The following is a 17,484-nucleotide window of genomic DNA, read 5'->3' on the forward strand; positions in this document are numbered from 1 at the left end:
CATGGCGCTGCGGACGGAACGCGTCACCGCCGCCACACCGCTGCCGGCATGCATGCCTTGCGGGTATCGGCGGCGTGGACATCCCCCGCGCAGGGAATGAAGTGGCGGCCAGGCATGGGTCTGGCGCGCCTGGTGCAGGCGCGCCCGGATCGAGCGCGGGAATCGGCCGGCGGCAGCGCCAATGCCTGGGCACTTCGGCAGCGCCCGGCGCGACATCGCCGCGCGGCCGCGCTCCCGATCCAGGCGCAGCGGCGGCCGCATGGCAACCGGCCGCCGCGATCTGCGATTACTGGCGGTTGCTCTGGAAGACCAGATCGTTGTACTTCTTCAGCAGCCGTCCCGGCGAGCCTTCCGGCGCCAGCGTCGGGTTGTCCAGCCAGCCCTGCTCCATGCTGCTGTACGGGGTCTTTTCCACGACCCGCTTGATCCGCGCCTTGCCTTCCTTGCGGAAGTTCTCCGCGGCGGTCTCGAAGCTGTTCCAGTCCAGCTTGCCCGGCTCCTGGTCGGCGACCTTGGCGTGCGCCTCGTCGGACAGCTTGTTGAAGCCGTCGACCAGGCTGGTGGCCTTGTCCGTATCGAACGCGTCTTCCTGCAGCAGGGCGACGATCTCCTTGGCCTCGAGCATCATCGACAGCCGGTAGAACTCGCGGGTGCGGCCTTCGGCCTGCTCCATCGCCTTCAGCTGCTCACGCTGGGCGGCATCGTTCTGCGCGTCCAGCTCGTCGCTGAACGCCTGGCTCGCCTCGGCGAACTCGGACAGGGCCGCCATCAGCGGCGCATGCAGTTGCTTGCCCTTGGCGAACGCGTCGTCCTGGTAGTCTTCGCGCTCGTAGTAATCGAAGACCTGGTTGCTCAACGGCTGCAGTGTCTTCAGCGCCGCCGCATAGCGCTTCGCGGCCGCATCCAGCGCCGGCAGCACGGGCTTGGCGGCAGCCGCCTGCACCATCGGCGCATCGCAGACCTTCATGTCGTACTCGTCGATCTTGGCCGGCCCGTACACGGTCGTTTCCTTGCCGGTCGGACCGGCGGCGGGATCCTTCATCCAGCGCACATAGGACTGGGCGCCGCGGTGGATGTCCGCATCGACCTTGTTGAAGCACTCGATATATGCGTTGAGCTTGCTGGTCAGCGCCGCGTCCGGATCGCTCGCGGCGTGATCGGCAGGCGCCTTGCCGTCGGCCGGGGCGGCGGGAGTGGCCGACGGTTTGCCGCCGCAGGCGACCAGGAAAACGGAGACGGCAGCGGCCAGCGCAGCCAGGCGGAAGCGGGAATGCATAGGAGTACGTCCCTGTTGAAAACGATTACAGCCGCGCATTCTAGCAACACGCATTTGTCCTGCGCCAGCATGCGGACCGTCGCGGAACGAGGCTTCGGTCCGCCGCAGCGGCCGTGTCCACACGCGCCCGCCCGCTCGCCGATGTCCTGCGGCTGCCGGCACGGCATGGCCGGTGCGCGGCCGGCGTAGAATATCCGCCCCACCGCTGCCGCCCTGCCCCTGCCCATGTCGGATTCCGCCCTGCTCGCCCTGTCCCCGCTCGATGGCCGCTATGCCGGCAAGGTCGATGCCCTGCGGCCGATCTTCTCCGAATACGGCCTGATCAAGGCCCGGGTGAAGGTGGAAATCGAATGGCTGCTGGCGCTGGGCGCCGAACCGGGCATCGCCGAGCTGCCCGCGTTCTCGGCAGCCGCCACGCAGCGGCTGCGCGCGCTGGCCGATCGTTTCGGCGTCGAGCACGCGGCGCGGGTCAAGCAGATCGAACGCACCACCAACCACGACGTCAAGGCGGTGGAGTACTTCATCAAGGAGCAGCTCAAGGACGACGCCGAACTCGGCCCGGCGCTGGAGTTCGTGCATTTCGCCTGCACCAGCGAGGACATCAACAACCTCAGCTACGGACTGATGCTGGAGCAGGCGCGGCGCGAGGTGCTGCTGCCGACGCTGGACGGCGTGGTCGCCTCGCTGCGCGCGCTGGCCCATGCCCAGGCCGCGCAGCCGATGCTGTCGCGCACCCACGGCCAGACCGCCTCGCCGACCACGCTGGGCAAGGAGATCGCCAACGTCGTCGCGCGCCTGGAACGCCAGCGCCGGCAGATCGCCGCGGTCGAGCTGACCGGCAAGATCAACGGCGCGGTCGGCAACTACAACGCGCACGTGGCCAGCTATCCGGACGTGGACTGGCCGGGGTTCGCGCAGCGCTTCGTCGAAGGCCTGGGCCTGGTGTTCAACCCCTACACCACCCAGATCGAGCCGCACGACAACGTCGCCGAACTCGGCGATGCCACCCGCCGCGCCAACACCGTCCTGATCGACCTGGCCCGCGACATCTGGGGCTACATCTCGCTGGGCTACTTCAAGCAGAAGCTCAAGGAAGGCGAGGTCGGCTCCTCGACCATGCCGCACAAGGTCAACCCGATCGACTTCGAGAACGCCGAAGGCAACTTCGGCATCGCCAATGCGCTGTTCGAACATTTCAGCGCCAAGCTGCCGATCAGCCGCTGGCAACGCGACCTCACCGACTCCACCGTGCTGCGCGCGCTCGGCACCGCGTTCGGCCACAGCCAGGTGGCGCTGGATTCGCTGGCCAAGGGCCTGGGCAAGCTGACCGTCAATCCCGAGCGCCTGGATGGCGATCTCGACGCCGCCTGGGAAGTGCTGGCCGAAGCCGTGCAGACGGTGATGCGCCGCCACGGCCTGCCCAACCCGTACGAGCAGCTGAAGGCGCTGACCCGCGGCCAGGGCATCACCGCCGCCTCGATGCAGGCCTTCGTCGAAACCCTGGAACTGCCCGAGGACGCCAAGCAACGCCTGCGCGCGCTGACCCCGGGCGGCTACACCGGCCTGGCCGAGCGCCTGGCGCGCGCGATCTGAGCCAGACGCGCCGGCCGCGCCCTCGCCGGCGCGGCGACGCTGCCTTCGAACCCCGACAAGGAGATATGCGATGACACGGAGTCTGTTTCTCTGCCTGCCGTTGCTGGCGTTGGCGGCCTGCACCCAGCAGCCCTCGCCCTCCGGCACCGAGGCCGCCGTTGCGACCCCACCTGCGGCGGCCGCGCCTGCCGCCGCCGCCACGGCCGCGGCACCGATCGCGCCGGTGCCTGCAGTCCCCAGCATGTCGGCACAAGCGACCGGCGACGCGCAGGCCAGCGACCAGCCCAACGGCGAACGTCCGACGCTGATGGTGACCTCGACCAGCGGCACCATCGACTGCGACGGCCACAACCTGGACATCACCGGCCGCGATGCCAGTCTCGTGCTGCGCGGACAGTGCGGCACGATCGCGCTGCTGGGCGCGAACGGCACCTTGCAGATCGAGCATGCCGAAGGCGTGCGCGTGGTCGGCGACAACGCGCAGGTGGTCATGCGCAGCGACGCCAAGAGCGTCGAGCTGTTCGGCCGCCACGGCAACCTGCAGATGGGCCGCATCGAGGAGTTGGCGGTGCCGGGCGACGATAACCAGCTGCGCGCGGTCGCCATCGGGTCGGCGACCCTGCACGGCAGCAAGAACCGGCTCACCCAGCAAACCGGCAAGGCGCAGGTCCAGGACTACGGCCGCGACAACCAGATCGCCGGCAACTGAGCGTGCCGACGCCACGCGGCCGGGCCGTGCACCGCGCTCAGGTCCTGACGAAGATCTCCACGCGCCGGTTCAACTGCCGTCCGGCGGGATTGTCCTGGCCTTGCAACTGGTTCGGCGCCACCGGGCGCGATTCGCCGTAGCCCTTGGCGGATGCCGTCAGCGCCAGCCCGCGCGCCCGCAGCGCCTCGAGCACCGCCGCGGCACGGCGTTCGGACAAGGCCTGGTTGTAGTCGTCGCCGCCTTTGCTGTCGGTATGCCCGCCCACTTCCAGGTCGCGCGCCTGCACGGTGCCGAGCGCGGTCGCCAGCGTGTCGAGCACCGTTGCGGCATCGGCGCGGATCTGCGACTTGTCGAAGTCGAACAGGACCCGGTCGTTCAAGGTGATCAGATAGCCGCATGGCGCGCCGGGCGGCGCGAACTTGCGCAACGGCGGGAAGCGCCCGGCCGGCGGCACCTTGGGCAGCGGCGCCATCGCCACCTTGCGCCCGGGCGTGCCGATCATGCCGGTACCGTCGCCGTTGTTGCGGATCATTTCGCGCTCGCCGTTCCAGGTGCCGGAACCGTCGGCATGGATGGTCACCAGGCCTTCAGGGCCGTTCCAGGTGCCGCTGCCGTCGCCATTGTTCTGGATCAGGCCGCTGCCGCCGTTCCAGGTGCCTGCGCCCCTGCCGTCCAGCGTGATCAGGCCGGCCGGGCCGTTGTAGCTGCCCGATCCATCCGCCTGCACCCGCACGATCGCGTCCTCGCCGTCGCCGACCGTGCCGTTGATGGTGCCGCTGCCGTCGGCGTTGACCTGGACCAGGCCGCCCTCGAAGTTGGCCGTGCCGCTGCCGTCGGCGTTGATCTTGAACAGGCCGTCCGCGCCGTTGCGCAGCAGATTGCCCTGCGCATCGACGCCGGTGATGCCGGCATCGTTGACCAGCACGCCATCGGTGCCGCAGCGCGCCGGCGCGATGCTGACGCCCTGGATCGGATCCAGCGCGCCCTTCATCGACGCTTCCAGCGCACGCTGCGCAGGCGTCACCCCGAGGATTTCCGGGACCACGATCAGCGGAATGGCCGGAAACTCCGGCATGTCCGCCGCAGCGGCGGCCGTGGTGTCGGGCGGGGCGGAGGCCTTGGCCGCGGCAGCTGCCGGCGCGGACGGCGTACCCGGCGTGTCCGCGGTCCCACACCCTGCCAGCAACAACGACGACAGCAAGATCGGCAGTGAACGCATTCCCTTCCCTCCTGGTGCTGAGGCGCGCACTTCAGCTTGCGCGCAGGCCGCTTGTCAAACCGGCGCCGCACCGGCGGGCTAACCGCGACGGCATGGGCACGGCGCCCGCCGCGCCCGCAAGCACGCCACCGCAGCCGCCGCCATGCGCACGGACAACGCAGCGTGCGGCGGGCTGGGCGACAATGGCGGCCATCGCCGGCCTCCACGTCGGCCTCGCCCCTGCCGGACCGCCTGCCCATGAAGAAACCCGCCTCGTTCCCGATCGAAATCGACGCCACCCGGCAACTGCCGCTGGGCATGCCCGCCGCGCGCTTCCTGCGCGACTACTGGCACAAGCGGCCGCTGCTGATCCGCAACGCCTTCCCCGGCTTCGTCTCGCCGATCGAGCCGGGCGATCTGGCCGGCCTGGCCTGCGAAGAGGCCGCGCTGTCGCGGCTGATCGTGCACGACCGCGCAAACGACCGCTGGAGCGTGCGCAGCGGGCCGTTCCAGGAAAGCGAATTCCCGGGGATGCCCGACCACGACTGGACCCTGCTGGTGCAGGACGTGGACAAATGGGACCCGGACATCCGCGCCCTGCTCGAGCAGTTCCGTTTCCTGCCGCGCTGGCGCGTGGACGACGTGATGGTCAGCTTCGCCGCCCCCGGCGGCTCGGTCGGCGCGCACGTGGACCACTACGACGTGTTCCTGCTGCAGGCGCACGGCCACCGCCGCTGGCAGATCGACGCCAGCGCGTCGATGGGCCGCGCGGCGCCGCCGACCGACTTCCGCGAGGACGTCGAGCTGAAGCTGCTGCGCAGCTTCAGCCCCACCCACGACTGGGTGCTCGGCCCCGGCGACATGCTGTACCTGCCGCCGCTGGTGCCGCACCACGGCGTCGCCGAAGACGCCTGCCTGACCTTCTCGGTGGGCACCCGCGCGCCGTCCTCGGCCGAACTGATCGGCGACTACCTGGACACCCTGATCGACGGCGCCGACGAGGCGCTGCGCTACCACGACGAGGATCTGCAGGTGCCGGCCGATCCGTACGAGATCGATGCGGCGGCGATGGGCCGCGTGGTCGAGGCGCTGAACGCGTTGCGCATGAACGATCCCGACCGCCTCGGCGCCTGGTTCGGCCGCTTCATCACCACCTATCGCGCCGCCGGCGAGATCCTGCCGCCGGCCAACCCGCCGGCGCCGCAGGAAGTGGCCGCGGCGCTGGACCAGGGCCTGGTCCTGCAGCGCCACCCGTGGGCGCGGCCGGCCTGGCGCCGGGCCACGCGCGGCGCCACCCTGTTCTGCAGCGGCCTGGAATTCGCCCTGCCGATCAAGGACGCGCGGCGCCTGGCCGCGGCCGAGCACCTCGACGGCGGCGACTACGCGGCGCTGTCCGCCGCCGGCCGCGAAACCTTGTTGCAGCTGGTCGAAGCCGGCTTCTACCAGCCGCTGGACGAGAGCGAGCACGACGACGAGGTTGCCGACGCGCAGGACTGAGCCGCCCGCCATGCCCGCCGCCCCAGGCTTCCGCATCGAAACGCTCGACCCGGCCCGCCAGGCCGGGGAACTGCGCGCGCTGCGCGCGCAGGCCGGCCTGCCGACGCCTGCGGATGCGGCCGAGCAGGCCCTGGATGCGCTGAGCCACCACGTGCTGGCCCGCGCCGACGACGGCCAGCCGCTCGGCAGCGCACGGCTTGGCCCCGAGCAGCGCATCGGCTGCGTGGCGGTGCTGCCGGCCTGGCGCGGTCGCGGCGTCGGCAGCGCGCTGCTGGCCGCGTTGATCGAGGAAGCGCAGCGCCGACGCTGGCCGCGCCTGGAGCTGCAGGCGCCGCCGGCCACGCTCGATTTCTACGCCCGGCACGGCTTCCTGCCGGCCGGCGCGCGCGGCGCCGGCGCCGGCGCCGGCGGCGCACGGCAGCCGATGCAACGGCTGCTCGGCGGCGCGGCCGCAGTGGAGGATGCGGCCGCGGCGATCGCGGCCAGCGCCGCGGTGGTCGCGCAGGCGCGGCGCCAGGTGCTGATCTACAGCCGCGCACTGGATCCGGGCCTGCTGGACAGCGCGCCGCTGCTCGCGCAACTGCGCCGCTTCGCGGTGGCCGCGCACGACAAGCAGGTGCGCGTGCTGCTGCACGATGCGGCCGCCCCGCAGCGCGCCGCCGCGCCGTTGCTGGCCCTGGCGCAACGCCTGCCCAGCGTGTTCCGCTTCCGCGAAGTGGTCGATCCGGTCGACCAGGGCTATGCCGCCGCGTACCTGGTCAACGACGGCGGCGGCTACTACTTCCGTGCGCTGGGTCACCGTTACGACGGCGAGACCGACCTGCTCGGCGGCGGCCGCGCGCGCCAGTTGCGCGAGGCGTTCGCGCGGGTCTGGGAGCGCTCGCGCGACTGCACCGAGCTGCGCGCGCTGGGCTGGTAGCGCCGCGCCGCCGCCGCCGATGACGCAATGCATGAACCCTGCGTAGCCCCTGTGTATCCGAAATGCACACCCCGGCTTGCGCATGGGGGTATAATTTTTTCGCTTGATTACGCCCGCGCAGGCCACGCGTCCGCCGGTTCCAACCGCAAGCCAACCCACAAAGCGACCCGACCCCACCATCGTGGACAATCTCCTAAAGCAGTTTGCGCAGTCATCGCAACTCGCCGGCGGCAATGCCGCCTATATCGAAGACCTGTACGAGCAGTACCTGGTCTCTCCCGACAGCATCGACCCCAAGTGGAAGACCTACTTCGACGGCTTCCAGGGCCGCGACGCCGGTGACGTTCCCCACTCGGCGGTCATCGCGCACATCGCCAGCGCAGCGCGCCAGGCCGCCAACAGCGGCACCAGCCCCGGCGGCGACGAGCGCGAACGCCATGTCGGCCGGCTGATCACCGCCTACCGCTCGCGCGGCCACCTCGGCGCCCGGCTCGATCCGCTGGGGCTGACCCCGCCGATCAATCCGCCGGACCTGGGCCTGCCGTTCCACAGCCTGTCGGAAAGCGACCTGGGCAGCGAGTTCAGCACCGGCGGCCTCGGCGGCCAGCCGCGGATGAAGCTGCGCGACCTGCTGGCGCGGCTGAAGGCGACCTACACCGGGTCGATCGGCAGCGAATTCATGCACATCCCCGAATTCGAGCAGCGCCAGTGGATCTACCAGCGGCTGGAGAACGCCGGCGGCAACATCGCCGGCGACGCCGACAGCCGCCGCCGCACGCTGGAGCGGATCACCGCCGCCGAAGGCCTGGAGCGCTACCTGCACACCAAGTACGTCGGCCAGAAGCGCTTCTCGCTGGAAGGCGGCGATGCGCTGATCCCGATGATGGACGTGGTGGTGCGCCGCGCCGGCGCCGATGCGGTCAAGGACATCGTGGTCGGCATGGCCCACCGCGGCCGCCTCAACGTGCTGGTCAACACCCTGGGCAAGAACCCGCGCAAGCTGTTCGACGAGTTCGAAGGCAAGTTCGAGCACGCCCACGACGACCGCGCCCACACCGGCGACGTCAAGTACCACATGGGCTTCTCCGCCGACGTGGCGGTGGCCGACGGCAATTCGGTACACCTGGCGCTGGCGTTCAATCCCTCGCACCTGGAAATCGTCGACCCGGTCGTGGTCGGCAGCGTGCGTTCGCGCCAGGAGCGCTACGGCGACGCCGCGCGCAAGACGGTACTGCCGGTGGTGATCCACGGCGATGCCGCGTTCGCCGGCCAGGGCGTGGTGATGGAGCTGTTCCAGATGTCGCAGGCGCGCGGCTTCGCGGTCGGCGGCACCGTGCACATCGTCATCAACAACCAGATCGGCTTCACCACCAGCGCCCGCGACGACGCCCGCTCCACGCTGTACTGCACCGACGTGGCGAAGATGATCGGCGCGCCGGTGTTCCATGTGAACGGCGACGATCCGGACGCGGTGGCGTTCGTGGCCAACCTGGCCTACGACTTCCGCCAGCAGTTCAAGAAGGACGTGGTCATCGACCTGGTCTGCTACCGCCGCTGGGGCCACAACGAGGCAGACGAGCCGGCGGCGACGCAGCCGGTGATGTACCAGACCATCCGCAAGCACAAGACCACCCGCGAACTGTATGCCGCGCAGCTGGAAAGCGAGGGCGTGATCCAGTCGGGCGAGGCGCAGGCGCTGGTCGACAGCTACCGCAACAAGCTCGATTCGGGCGAATACACCACCGAGCTGGCGACCCGCAAGCCGGACGAGTTCGCCATCGACTGGAGCAACTACCTGTCCGGCAAGCTCGCCGACAAGGTCGACACCACGGTCAAGCGCAAGACCCTGGACCAGCTGGCCAAGATCATCACCACGATCCCGGCCGGCGTGGAGCTGCATCCGCGCGTGGCCAAGATCTACGACGACCGCGTGAAGATGGCCGCCGGCGACCTGCCGGGCGACTGGGGCTTCGCCGAGAACCTGGCCTACGCCACCCTGCTCGGCGAGGGCCACAAGCTGCGCCTGGTCGGCCAGGACGCCGGCCGCGGCACGTTCTTCCACCGTCACGCGATCCTGCACGACCAGAAGACCGACAGCTACTACCTGCCGCTGCGCCAGCTGGTCGAGAACCCGGAAGACGCCACCGTGATCGACTCGCTGCTCAGCGAGGAAGCGGTGATGGGCTTCGAGTACGGCTACTCGACCACCGACCCCAATGCGCTGTGCATCTGGGAAGCGCAGTTCGGCGATTTCGCCAACGGCGCGCAGGTGGTGATCGACCAGTTCATCGCCGCCGGCGAAGCCAAGTGGGGCCGCATCAGCGGCCTGTCGCTGTTCCTGCCGCACGGCTACGAAGGGCAAGGCCCGGAGCACAGTTCCGCGCGCCTGGAGCGCTTCCTGCAGCTGTGCGCGCTGGAGAACATGCTGGTCTGCGTGCCGACCACCCCGGCGCAGTGCTTCCACATGATCCGCCGGCAGATGCGCATGACCACGCGCAAGCCGCTGGTGGTGATGACGCCCAAGTCGCTGCTGCGCCACAAGCTGGCGGTGTCGACGCTAGAGGAACTGGCCGACGGCGAGTTCCAGCACCTGATCCCGGATGCGAAGGCCGATCCGAAGCAGGTCAAGCGCGTCGTGGCCTGCTCGGGCAAGGTCTACTACGACCTGCTCGAGGATCAGACCAAGCGTGGCCAGGACGACGTCGCCCTCCTGCGCGTGGAGCAGCTGTACCCGTTCCCGCGCGAGCTGCTGGCCGCGGAGCTGAAGCGCTACGGCAACGCCACCGACCTGGTCTGGTGCCAGGAAGAACCGCAGAACCAGGGCGCCTGGTACCAGATCAAGCACCACCTGCAGGCCTGCCTGGCCGACGGGCAAAGCCTGCACTACGCCGGCCGCCCGCGCTCGCCGTCTCCCGCTGCCGGCCATTTCGCCGAGCATCTGGAAGAGCAGCTGAAGCTGGTCGCCGACGCGCTATTGAATCCGTTCAACGACCAAGTCGCTGAATAAACCTCCTTCCCCTTCAAAAGACCCACTAGGACGCCCTCTGCAATGGCCACCGAAGTCAAAGTTCCGGTACTGCCCGAATCCGTATCCGATGCCACCATCGCCAGCTGGCACAAGAAAGCCGGCGACGCGGTCAAGCGCGACGAGAACCTGGTGGACCTGGAGACCGACAAGGTCGTATTGGAAGTGCCCTCCCCGGTCGACGGCGTACTGAAGGAGATCAAGTTCGAGGCCGGCGCCACCGTGACCAGCTCGCAGATCCTGGCGATCATCGAGGAAGGCGCGACCGCCGCCGCGGCTCCGGCCGAGGCCAAGGTCGCCGACGCACCGAAGGCGGAGGCGCCGAAGGCCGCCGCTGCCGAAGCGCCGAAGGCCGCCAAGGTCGAATCGGCCAAGGCCGCCGGCGACGTCTCCAGCCTGCCCCCGGGCGCACGTTTCTCGGCGATCACCGAGGGCGTGGATCCGGCCCAGGTCGACGGCACCGGCCGCCGCGGCGCTGTGACCAAGGAAGACATCCTCAACTACGCCAAGAACGGCGGCGCCGGCAAGGCTGCCGGCGCGCGTCCGGAAGAGCGCGTGGCGATGACCCGCGTGCGCAAGCGCATCGCCGAGCGCCTGATGCAGTCGAAGAACTCGACCGCGATGCTGACCACCTTCAACGAAGTCAACCTGGCCAAGGTCTCGGCCGCGCGCAAGGAGCTGCAGGACGAGTTCCAGAAGGCCCACGGCATCAAGCTCGGCTTCATGAGCTTCTTCGTCAAGGCGGCCGCCAACGCGCTGCAGCGCTTCCCGCTGGTCAACGCCTCGATCGACGGCGAGGACATCATCTATCACGGCTACAGCGACATCTCGATCGCGGTCTCGACCGAGAAGGGCCTGGTCACGCCGGTGCTGCGCAACGTCGAGCGGCAGTCGTTCGCCGAGATCGAGAAGGGCATCGCCGACTACGCCAAGAAGGCGCGCGACGGCAAGCTGAGCCTGGAAGAACTGCAGGGCGGCACCTTCACCGTGACCAACGGCGGCACCTTCGGCTCGCTGCTGTCGACCCCGATCATCAACCCGCCGCAGAGCGCGATCCTGGGCATGCACGCGATCAAGGAGCGTCCGATCGCCGAGAACGGCCAGGTCGTGATCGCGCCGATGATGTTCCTGGCGCTGTCCTACGACCACCGCATCATCGACGGCAAGGACTCGGTGCAGTTCCTGGTCGACATCAAGAACCAGCTGGAAAACCCGGGCCGGATGCTGTTCGGTCTGTGATGAAAGCCGGGATTGGTGATTCGGGATTCGGGATTAGCGAAAGCGTCCCGATCCCGAGCATCCTGCTTCTTACGAATCCCCAATCCCCAATCCCTAATCTCGTGAGCGAAGAATGAGCGAACAAGAACAATTCGACGTCGTCGTCATCGGTGCCGGTCCGGCCGGTTATCACGCTGCAATCCGCGCCGCACAGCTGGGCATGAAGGTCGCCTGCATCGACGCGGCGCTGGGCAAGGACGGCAAGCCCGCCCTCGGCGGCACCTGCCTGCGCGTGGGCTGCATCCCGTCCAAGGCGCTGCTGGATTCCTCGCGCCAGTTCTGGAACATGGGCCATCTGTTCGGCGAGCACGGCATCAGCTTCAAGGACGCCAAGATCGACGTCGAGGCGATGGTCGGGCGCAAGGACAAGATCGTCAAACAGTTCACCGGCGGCATCGCGATGCTGTTCAAGGCGAACAAGATCACTCCGTATTACGGCTTCGGCGAGCTGCAGGCGGGCAACGTGGTCAAGGTCAAGCAGCACGACGGCAGCGTCGTCGAGCTCAAGGGCACCAACGTGATCCTCGCCGCCGGTTCGGATTCGATCGAACTGCCGTTCGCCAAGTTCGACGGCGCCACCATCGTCGACAACGTCGGCGCGCTCGACTTCAGCGAAGTGCCCAAGCGCCTGGCGGTGATCGGCGCCGGCGTGATCGGCCTGGAACTGGGCAGCGTGTGGAAGCGCCTGGGCGCCGAGGTCACCATTCTCGAGGCGCTGCCGGACTTCCTGGCCCTGGCCGATGCCGAAGTGGCCAAGACCGCGCTGAAGGAATTCAAGAAGCAGGGCCTGGACATCAAGCTGGGCGCCAAGGTCTCCAAGACCGAGGTCACCGGCAAGGGCAAGAAGCAGGAAGGCGTCGTCACCTATACCGATGGCGAAGGCGAGAAGAGCCTGACCGTGGACAAGCTGCTGGTGGCCGTGGGCCGTCGCGCCGCGACCAAGGGCCTGCTGGCCGAAGGCACCGGGGTCAAGGTCAACGAGCGCGGCCAGATCGAGGTGGATGCGCATTGCCACACCGGCGTCGACGGCGTGTGGGCGATCGGCGACTGCGTGCGCGGGCCGATGCTGGCGCACAAGGGCTTCGAGGAAGGCATCGCGGTCGCCGAACTGATCGCCGGCCTGCCCGGCCACGTCAACTTCGACACGATTCCGTGGGTCATCTACACCGAGCCGGAAATCGCCTGGGTCGGCAAGACCGAGCAGCAGCTCAAGGCCGAGGACGTGCCGTACAAGACCGGCAGCTTCCCGTTCGCGGCGATCGGCCGCGCGGTGGCGATGGGCGAGCCGGCCGGCTTCGTCAAGGTCATCGCGCATGCCGAGACCGACCGCGTGCTCGGCCTGCACCTGGTCGGCGTCGGCGTCTCCGAACTGGTCCACGAAGGCGTGCTGGCGATGGAGTTCAACGGCTCGGCCGACGACCTGGCGCGCATCTGCCACGCCCACCCGACCCTGTCCGAAGCGATCCACGACGCCGCGATGGCGGTGAGCAAGCGGGCCATCCACAAGGCCAATTAAAGCCGGAAATCGGGAGTCGGGATTGGGGATTCGCAAAAGCGGCGGCCCCATCCCGCATCGTTCCGGCAATGGCATAGCGCCGGGCGAAAGCCCGGCGTTGTGCTTTGCGGATAACCGCAAAATACTGAATCAGTCGACCCACGACGCGTGTCCTGCTCCCAGCACCGTGAACGCTCACGCATGCAACACCCCGCTTTTACGAATCCCCAATCCCGAATCCCCAATCCCATGAAAAGCATCTGCGTCTATTGTGGTTCCAATGCCGGCAACAAACCCGCCTATGCCGAGCGCGCCACCGCGCTGGGCACGCGCATCGCCGAGCAGGGCCTGCGCCTGGTCTACGGCGGCGGCAACGTCGGACTGATGGGCACCGTGGCCAATGCGGTGCTCGCCGCCGGCGGCCAGGTCACCGGGGTGATCCCCAAGCAGTTGGCCGACTGGGAAGTGGCGCACCGCGGCCTCACCGAACTGGAAATCGTCGGCTCGATGCACGAGCGCAAGTCGCGCATGTTCGACCTGTCCGACGGCTTCATCGCCCTGCCCGGCGGCTTCGGCACGATGGAAGAGATCTTCGAGATGCTGACCTGGCGCCAGCTCGGCATCGGCAACAAGCCCTGCGCGTTCCTGGACGTGGAAGCGTTCTACGCCCCGCTGATCGGCATGATCGACCGCATGGTCGCCGAACGCTTCCTGCACCCGGACCAGCGCGCCGACCTGTGGTACGGCGACGACATCGACACGATGCTGGCCTGGATGCACGACTACACCCCGGCGCAGGCGTCGAAGTGGATCGACGAAAAGCGCCGCAACACGTTGCGCTGAAACCCACTGCTCTTAACCAGCCGCTCCCAGGGCGCGTGGCAACGCGCCCTGCATCGCCGGCAGAGGTTTCAGTCCCGAGAAGCCGCACAGTCCGCTGCATGCGGGCGATGTCTGTCGCGGCTGAAGCCGCTCCTACAGGGACGTCGGAGCGCCGGTCGGCGTGCTGTGGACGGGCCTCAGCCCCGAGCCGACCGAATCGAAGCCTGCAGATTCCCCACTACGTTCGTCGCGACTGAAGTCGCTCCCACAAGGGGCTTCAGCCGGGCTAGCCGCTGTTGCTGCTGTTGCTGCAGCTGCTGTTGCTGCTGTTGCTGCCGTTGCTGTTGCTGTTGCTGTTGCTGTTGCTTTTGATTTACCGGGTTCCCTTCCGCAGCGGCGGCCATGGCGGGGAAAAACCCGAAGGGCGGCGCACATGGATGTGCGCCGTTCGCGGCAGGGGCAGGATGCCCCTTCCGCGAATCCCCGTCATGGACGCGGACCTGGAGCGCGCAGCGCGGAAGGCGCAAGGCAGGGCGTGCTTTCTTTTGGTTACTTTTCTTTGCACGAGCAAAGAAAAGTGACTCGCGCCAAAGCGCGAAAGCTTTTGCTGTTTGCTTCGCTCCAATCCAACCCAAACGCACTCGCACGCACTTACATACGCGCCATCAATCGTGCTGCGCAGGCCGCCCCAACAGATACCCCTGCCCATAGTCGCAACCCAGCTCGCGCAGCGTATCCAACTGCTGCTCGGTCTCGATGCCCTCGCCGATCGTCTCGATACCCAGCGTACTGGCCAACGCCAGAATGCTGCGCACCAGCGCATAACTGCCCGCACCGCTTTCGCCATGCAGACCGGCGACGAAACTCTGATCGATCTTCAACGCCGAGATCGGAAACCGGTGCAGATACGACAGCGCCGAAAACCCCGTGCCGAAATCGTCCAACTGCGCCAACACCCCGCGCTCGCGCAGCGCCTGCAGGATCGTCAACGTGCGCGGCGCATCGTCGAGCAGCGCCACCTCCGTGATCTCCACCCGCAGCCGCCGCGGATCCGCGCCAGCGGTATCGATCAGGCCGAACAGCCGCTCGGTGAAGTCCGGCGAACGGAAATGCCGCGGCGAGACGTTGACCGACACGTAACCGGTGCCGCTTCGCGCCAGACGCTGGATCACCTGCTCGTACAGCAGCCAGTCCACCTGCTCGATCAGCCCGCTGTCCTCGCCCAGATCGATGAACTGGCTGGGCACCAGCAATCCGCGGCTCTCGTGGCGCCAGCGCAGCAGCGCCTCGTGGCCGACCACCTCGCCGTCGATCAGGCGCACGATCGGCTGGTAGAACGGCTCGAAGTCGCCGCCTTTGATCGCTCGCCGCAGGTCCGCCTCCAGGTCCAGGCTGCGCAGCGCCGCCTCGCGCATCTCCTCGTCGAACACCGCGCAGCGGTCCTGGGTCTGCGCCTTGGCCCGGTACATCGCCGCGTCCGCGTCGCGCAGCAGTTCCTCGCCGCTGCGATAGCGTGGGTGCCAGGCGGCGATGCCCAGGCTGCCGGACGGGAACAGCTCGCGGCCGGCCACCCACATCGGCTGGCCGAGCACGCCGAGCAGGCGCTGCGCCAACTCGCGCACGCCTTCCAGCCCCTCTTCGCAGCTGACCAGGATCGCGAACTCGTCGCCGCCCAGGCGCGCGACCACATCGTCGCTGCGCAGCGTGGAGACGATGCGCTTGGCCACCTCCACCAGCATGTCGTCGCCGGCGGCATGGCCGATGCTGTCGTTGACCAGCTTGAACCGGTCCAGGTCCAGGAACAGCACCGCGAACGCCATGCCGTCGCCGTTGCGCGCGCGGTTGATCGCTTCGCCGAGCCGGTCCAGCAGGTGCGAGCGGTTCGGCAGGCCGGTCAGCGCGTCGTGCAGCGCCTGATGGGTCAACCGCTGCTCGGCACGCCAGCGCTCGGCGATCTGCGCCAGCAACTGCTGGTTGACCTCGGCCAGTTCGCGGGTGCGCTCGGCCACCCGCTGCTCCAATTCGGCATGCGCCAGCCGCAGCCGTTCCTGCGCGCGCTGCCGCGCCAGGCCGCCGCCGACGTTGTGCGCGACGAAGGTCAGCAGGCGCTGGTCGTATTCGGTGAAACGCACCTGCGTGGTATAGCTCTGCACCACGATCGCGCCGACCACCTCGCCCTCGTCGAACAGCGGCACGCCCAGCCAGCTGTGCGAACGCGTGCCGTATTCCTGCACTTCGCCCTGCGCGACCAGCGCTTCGATCTCCGCCAGTTCCAGCAGCATCGGCCGGCGCTTGCGCATCACGTACTCGGTCAGGCCCCTGCCCCGCCGCCGCAGCGGGCGCCGCGGGCTGTGCTCGTCCACCGAGTAGACGAACTCCAGCATCTTGGCGTCGTCGGACAGCAGCGCGATGTACAGATTGCGCGCATCGATCAGCCCGCCGACGATGGCATGCACCTCGGCGTAGAACTGTTGCAGGCTCTCCGAGCGGATCGCCAGCTCGGCGATGCGGAACAAGGCCAGTTGCAGGGTTTCGGCGCGCTTGCGCTCCTGGATCTCGTCCTGCAGGTCGTGGTTGGCGCGCTGCAGTTCCTGGGTGCGCAACTGCACGCGCCGCTCCAGTTGCACCTGCGCATGGCGCCGGTCCATCGCGGTCAGCACGTGCTGGGCGACGTACGCCAGCAGCGCGCGGTCGGCATCGGTGTAGTGCAACGCACGGTCGTAGTTCTGCACCACGATCGCGCCGCAGACGCGGCCCTCGCGCAGCATCGGCACGCCCAGCCAATCTTTGCTGTCCGGGCCATGCAGGGCGTCGTAGTCCACCCGCAGGCGGTCGCGCACCTGCGGCGACGGCCCGCGCACCGCCTGGCCGTGGCGCAGCAGGGCGAAGGTCAGGCTGTTGGGCATGTCGCGTTGGTAGTACAGCCGTTCCGGATCGGCGACGAAATCGTCGTGCCGGTCGGAGAAATACAGGAAGCGCATGCTCTGCTGGTCTTCGTCGTATTCGACGATGTAGCAGTTCTCCGCGTACATCAGCGAGTCCAGCACCGAATGCACGTGCTGCAGCATCTGCCCCATTTCCAGATCCGCACCGGCCAGGTCGGCGATCTCGTACAGCGCCTGCTGCAGCTGCTTGGACTTCTCCAGGCCCTCGATGCGCGCGCGCATGCGCTCGGTTTCCAGCAGCGCCAGGCCGAACGCGGCCGCCATCTCGCACCAGGCGGCGCGCTGCGGCTCGGACAGCGGCTGCTGCAGCCGGGCGGCCACGGCCACGCAGGCGCCCTCGGGCGTCTTCAGCACGTGCAGCAAGGCCTGCGCAGGCGCCGGCACGGTCTCGGCGAGACACCGCCGGACCAGCGTCGGCAGCCATGCCGGCGCATCCGGCGTAGCGCCGAACACGCGTCCGCCGACGGTGCCGTCGCCGCATGCGATGGCCACGTCGCTACCGGGCGGCAGCAAGCCGCACAAGGCAACCGCGGTCTGCATGGAAGCGGGGCCGTCGGGGTGATCCTGGCGGTCGATCGCGGACGGCTCAAACAACATCGACAACAACTCCTGCATGACGTAGGACCCGCCCCACGCCTCCCCCTTAGACGCCAGCATACCTTTTACGTGAACAGGCGCACGCGCGGTGACCCCATGCGCGCCGCTGGCGCGTTCACTGTCTACGATG

General features: G+C 68.5%; 12 protein-coding genes. 9 read left to right on the top strand and 3 right to left on the bottom strand.

Translation table 11 applies throughout. The annotated features are described in order from the left end of the window. Positions 1-286: 286 nt before the first annotated feature. Positions 287-1,276, bottom strand: a complete 990-nt coding sequence (locus HDC36_RS05580; protein WP_179565116.1) for a YiiG family protein — start codon at positions 1,274-1,276, stop codon at positions 287-289. A gap of 225 nt (positions 1,277-1,501) precedes the next feature. On the opposite strand from HDC36_RS05580, the gene purB reads away from it, so the two are divergent. Continuing rightward, positions 1,502-2,869: an adenylosuccinate lyase gene (gene purB, locus HDC36_RS05585; RefSeq protein ID WP_179565117.1), complete on the top strand. Its 1,368-nt coding sequence runs from the start codon at positions 1,502-1,504 to the stop codon at positions 2,867-2,869. 70 nt (positions 2,870-2,939) lie between these two features. Further along, on the top strand, positions 2,940-3,578 hold the full coding sequence (locus HDC36_RS05590; protein WP_179565119.1) for a DUF3060 domain-containing protein: 639 nt from the start codon (positions 2,940-2,942) through the stop codon (positions 3,576-3,578). Positions 3,579-3,615: 37 nt separating this feature from the next. Here HDC36_RS05590 and HDC36_RS05595 read toward each other — a convergent pair whose 3' ends face one another. After that, positions 3,616-4,797 (bottom strand): OmpA family protein, encoded by a 1,182-nt coding sequence (locus HDC36_RS05595; RefSeq protein ID WP_179565121.1) that lies wholly within the window; start codon positions 4,795-4,797, stop codon positions 3,616-3,618. Between the two features lie 237 nt (positions 4,798-5,034). On the opposite strand from HDC36_RS05595, the gene HDC36_RS05600 reads away from it, so the two are divergent. The 7 genes from HDC36_RS05600 (at position 5,035) to HDC36_RS05630 (ending at position 14,393) form a co-directional block, all read left to right on the top strand. Next, positions 5,035-6,273: a cupin domain-containing protein gene (locus tag HDC36_RS05600; protein ID WP_179565123.1), complete on the top strand. Its 1,239-nt coding sequence runs from the start codon at positions 5,035-5,037 to the stop codon at positions 6,271-6,273. A 10-nt stretch (positions 6,274-6,283) separates the two neighbouring features. Then, positions 6,284-7,192: a GNAT family N-acetyltransferase gene (locus HDC36_RS05605; RefSeq protein WP_179565125.1), complete on the top strand. Its 909-nt coding sequence runs from the start codon at positions 6,284-6,286 to the stop codon at positions 7,190-7,192. 181 nt (positions 7,193-7,373) lie between these two features. After that, the gene (locus HDC36_RS05610) at positions 7,374-10,199 is read left to right on the top strand and encodes a 2-oxoglutarate dehydrogenase E1 component (RefSeq protein WP_179565127.1); all 2,826 of its coding nucleotides are present in this window, start codon (positions 7,374-7,376) and stop codon (positions 10,197-10,199) included. Between the two features lie 42 nt (positions 10,200-10,241). Further along, positions 10,242-11,456, top strand: coding sequence for a dihydrolipoyllysine-residue succinyltransferase (sucB, locus tag HDC36_RS05615; RefSeq protein WP_179565129.1), 1,215 nt, complete (start codon positions 10,242-10,244; stop codon positions 11,454-11,456). Positions 11,457-11,568: 112 nt separating this feature from the next. Further along, positions 11,569-13,011: a dihydrolipoyl dehydrogenase gene (gene lpdA / locus HDC36_RS05620; RefSeq protein ID WP_179565131.1), complete on the top strand. Its 1,443-nt coding sequence runs from the start codon at positions 11,569-11,571 to the stop codon at positions 13,009-13,011. Positions 13,012-13,239: 228 nt separating this feature from the next. Next, a complete protein-coding gene (locus HDC36_RS05625) occupies positions 13,240-13,833 on the top strand; it encodes a TIGR00730 family Rossman fold protein (RefSeq protein WP_179565133.1) in 594 nt (197 codons plus the stop codon). A 275-nt stretch (positions 13,834-14,108) separates the two neighbouring features. After that, positions 14,109-14,393 (top strand): hypothetical protein, encoded by a 285-nt coding sequence (locus HDC36_RS05630; protein ID WP_255432594.1) that lies wholly within the window; start codon positions 14,109-14,111, stop codon positions 14,391-14,393. Positions 14,394-14,477: 84 nt separating this feature from the next. Here HDC36_RS05630 and HDC36_RS05635 read toward each other — a convergent pair whose 3' ends face one another. After that, positions 14,478-17,354, bottom strand: a complete 2,877-nt coding sequence (locus HDC36_RS05635) for an EAL domain-containing protein (RefSeq protein WP_179565135.1) — start codon at positions 17,352-17,354, stop codon at positions 14,478-14,480. Positions 17,355-17,484 lie beyond the last annotated feature (130 nt).

This window comes from Xanthomonas sp. JAI131, assembly GCF_013410075.1.
GTDB lineage: Bacteria > Pseudomonadota > Gammaproteobacteria > Xanthomonadales > Xanthomonadaceae > Xanthomonas_A > Xanthomonas_A bonasiae.

What these genes read in the sequence shown, in the direction of transcription:
- HDC36_RS05580 (WP_179565116.1), bottom strand. Translation starts at nt 1,276, where the DNA reads ATGCATTCCCGCTTCCGCCTGGCTGCGCTGGCCGCTGCCGTCTCCGTT.
- purB (WP_179565117.1), top strand. Translation starts at nt 1,502, where the DNA reads ATGTCGGATTCCGCCCTGCTCGCCCTGTCCCCGCTCGATGGCCGCTAT.
- HDC36_RS05590 (WP_179565119.1), top strand. Translation starts at nt 2,940, where the DNA reads ATGACACGGAGTCTGTTTCTCTGCCTGCCGTTGCTGGCGTTGGCGGCC.
- HDC36_RS05595 (WP_179565121.1), bottom strand. Translation starts at nt 4,797, where the DNA reads ATGCGTTCACTGCCGATCTTGCTGTCGTCGTTGTTGCTGGCAGGGTGT.
- HDC36_RS05600 (WP_179565123.1), top strand. Translation starts at nt 5,035, where the DNA reads ATGAAGAAACCCGCCTCGTTCCCGATCGAAATCGACGCCACCCGGCAA.
- HDC36_RS05605 (WP_179565125.1), top strand. Translation starts at nt 6,284, where the DNA reads ATGCCCGCCGCCCCAGGCTTCCGCATCGAAACGCTCGACCCGGCCCGC.
- sucB (WP_179565129.1), top strand. Translation starts at nt 10,242, where the DNA reads ATGGCCACCGAAGTCAAAGTTCCGGTACTGCCCGAATCCGTATCCGAT.
- lpdA (WP_179565131.1), top strand. Translation starts at nt 11,569, where the DNA reads ATGAGCGAACAAGAACAATTCGACGTCGTCGTCATCGGTGCCGGTCCG.
- HDC36_RS05625 (WP_179565133.1), top strand. Translation starts at nt 13,240, where the DNA reads ATGAAAAGCATCTGCGTCTATTGTGGTTCCAATGCCGGCAACAAACCC.
- HDC36_RS05635 (WP_179565135.1), bottom strand. Translation starts at nt 17,354, where the DNA reads ATGTTGTTTGAGCCGTCCGCGATCGACCGCCAGGATCACCCCGACGGC.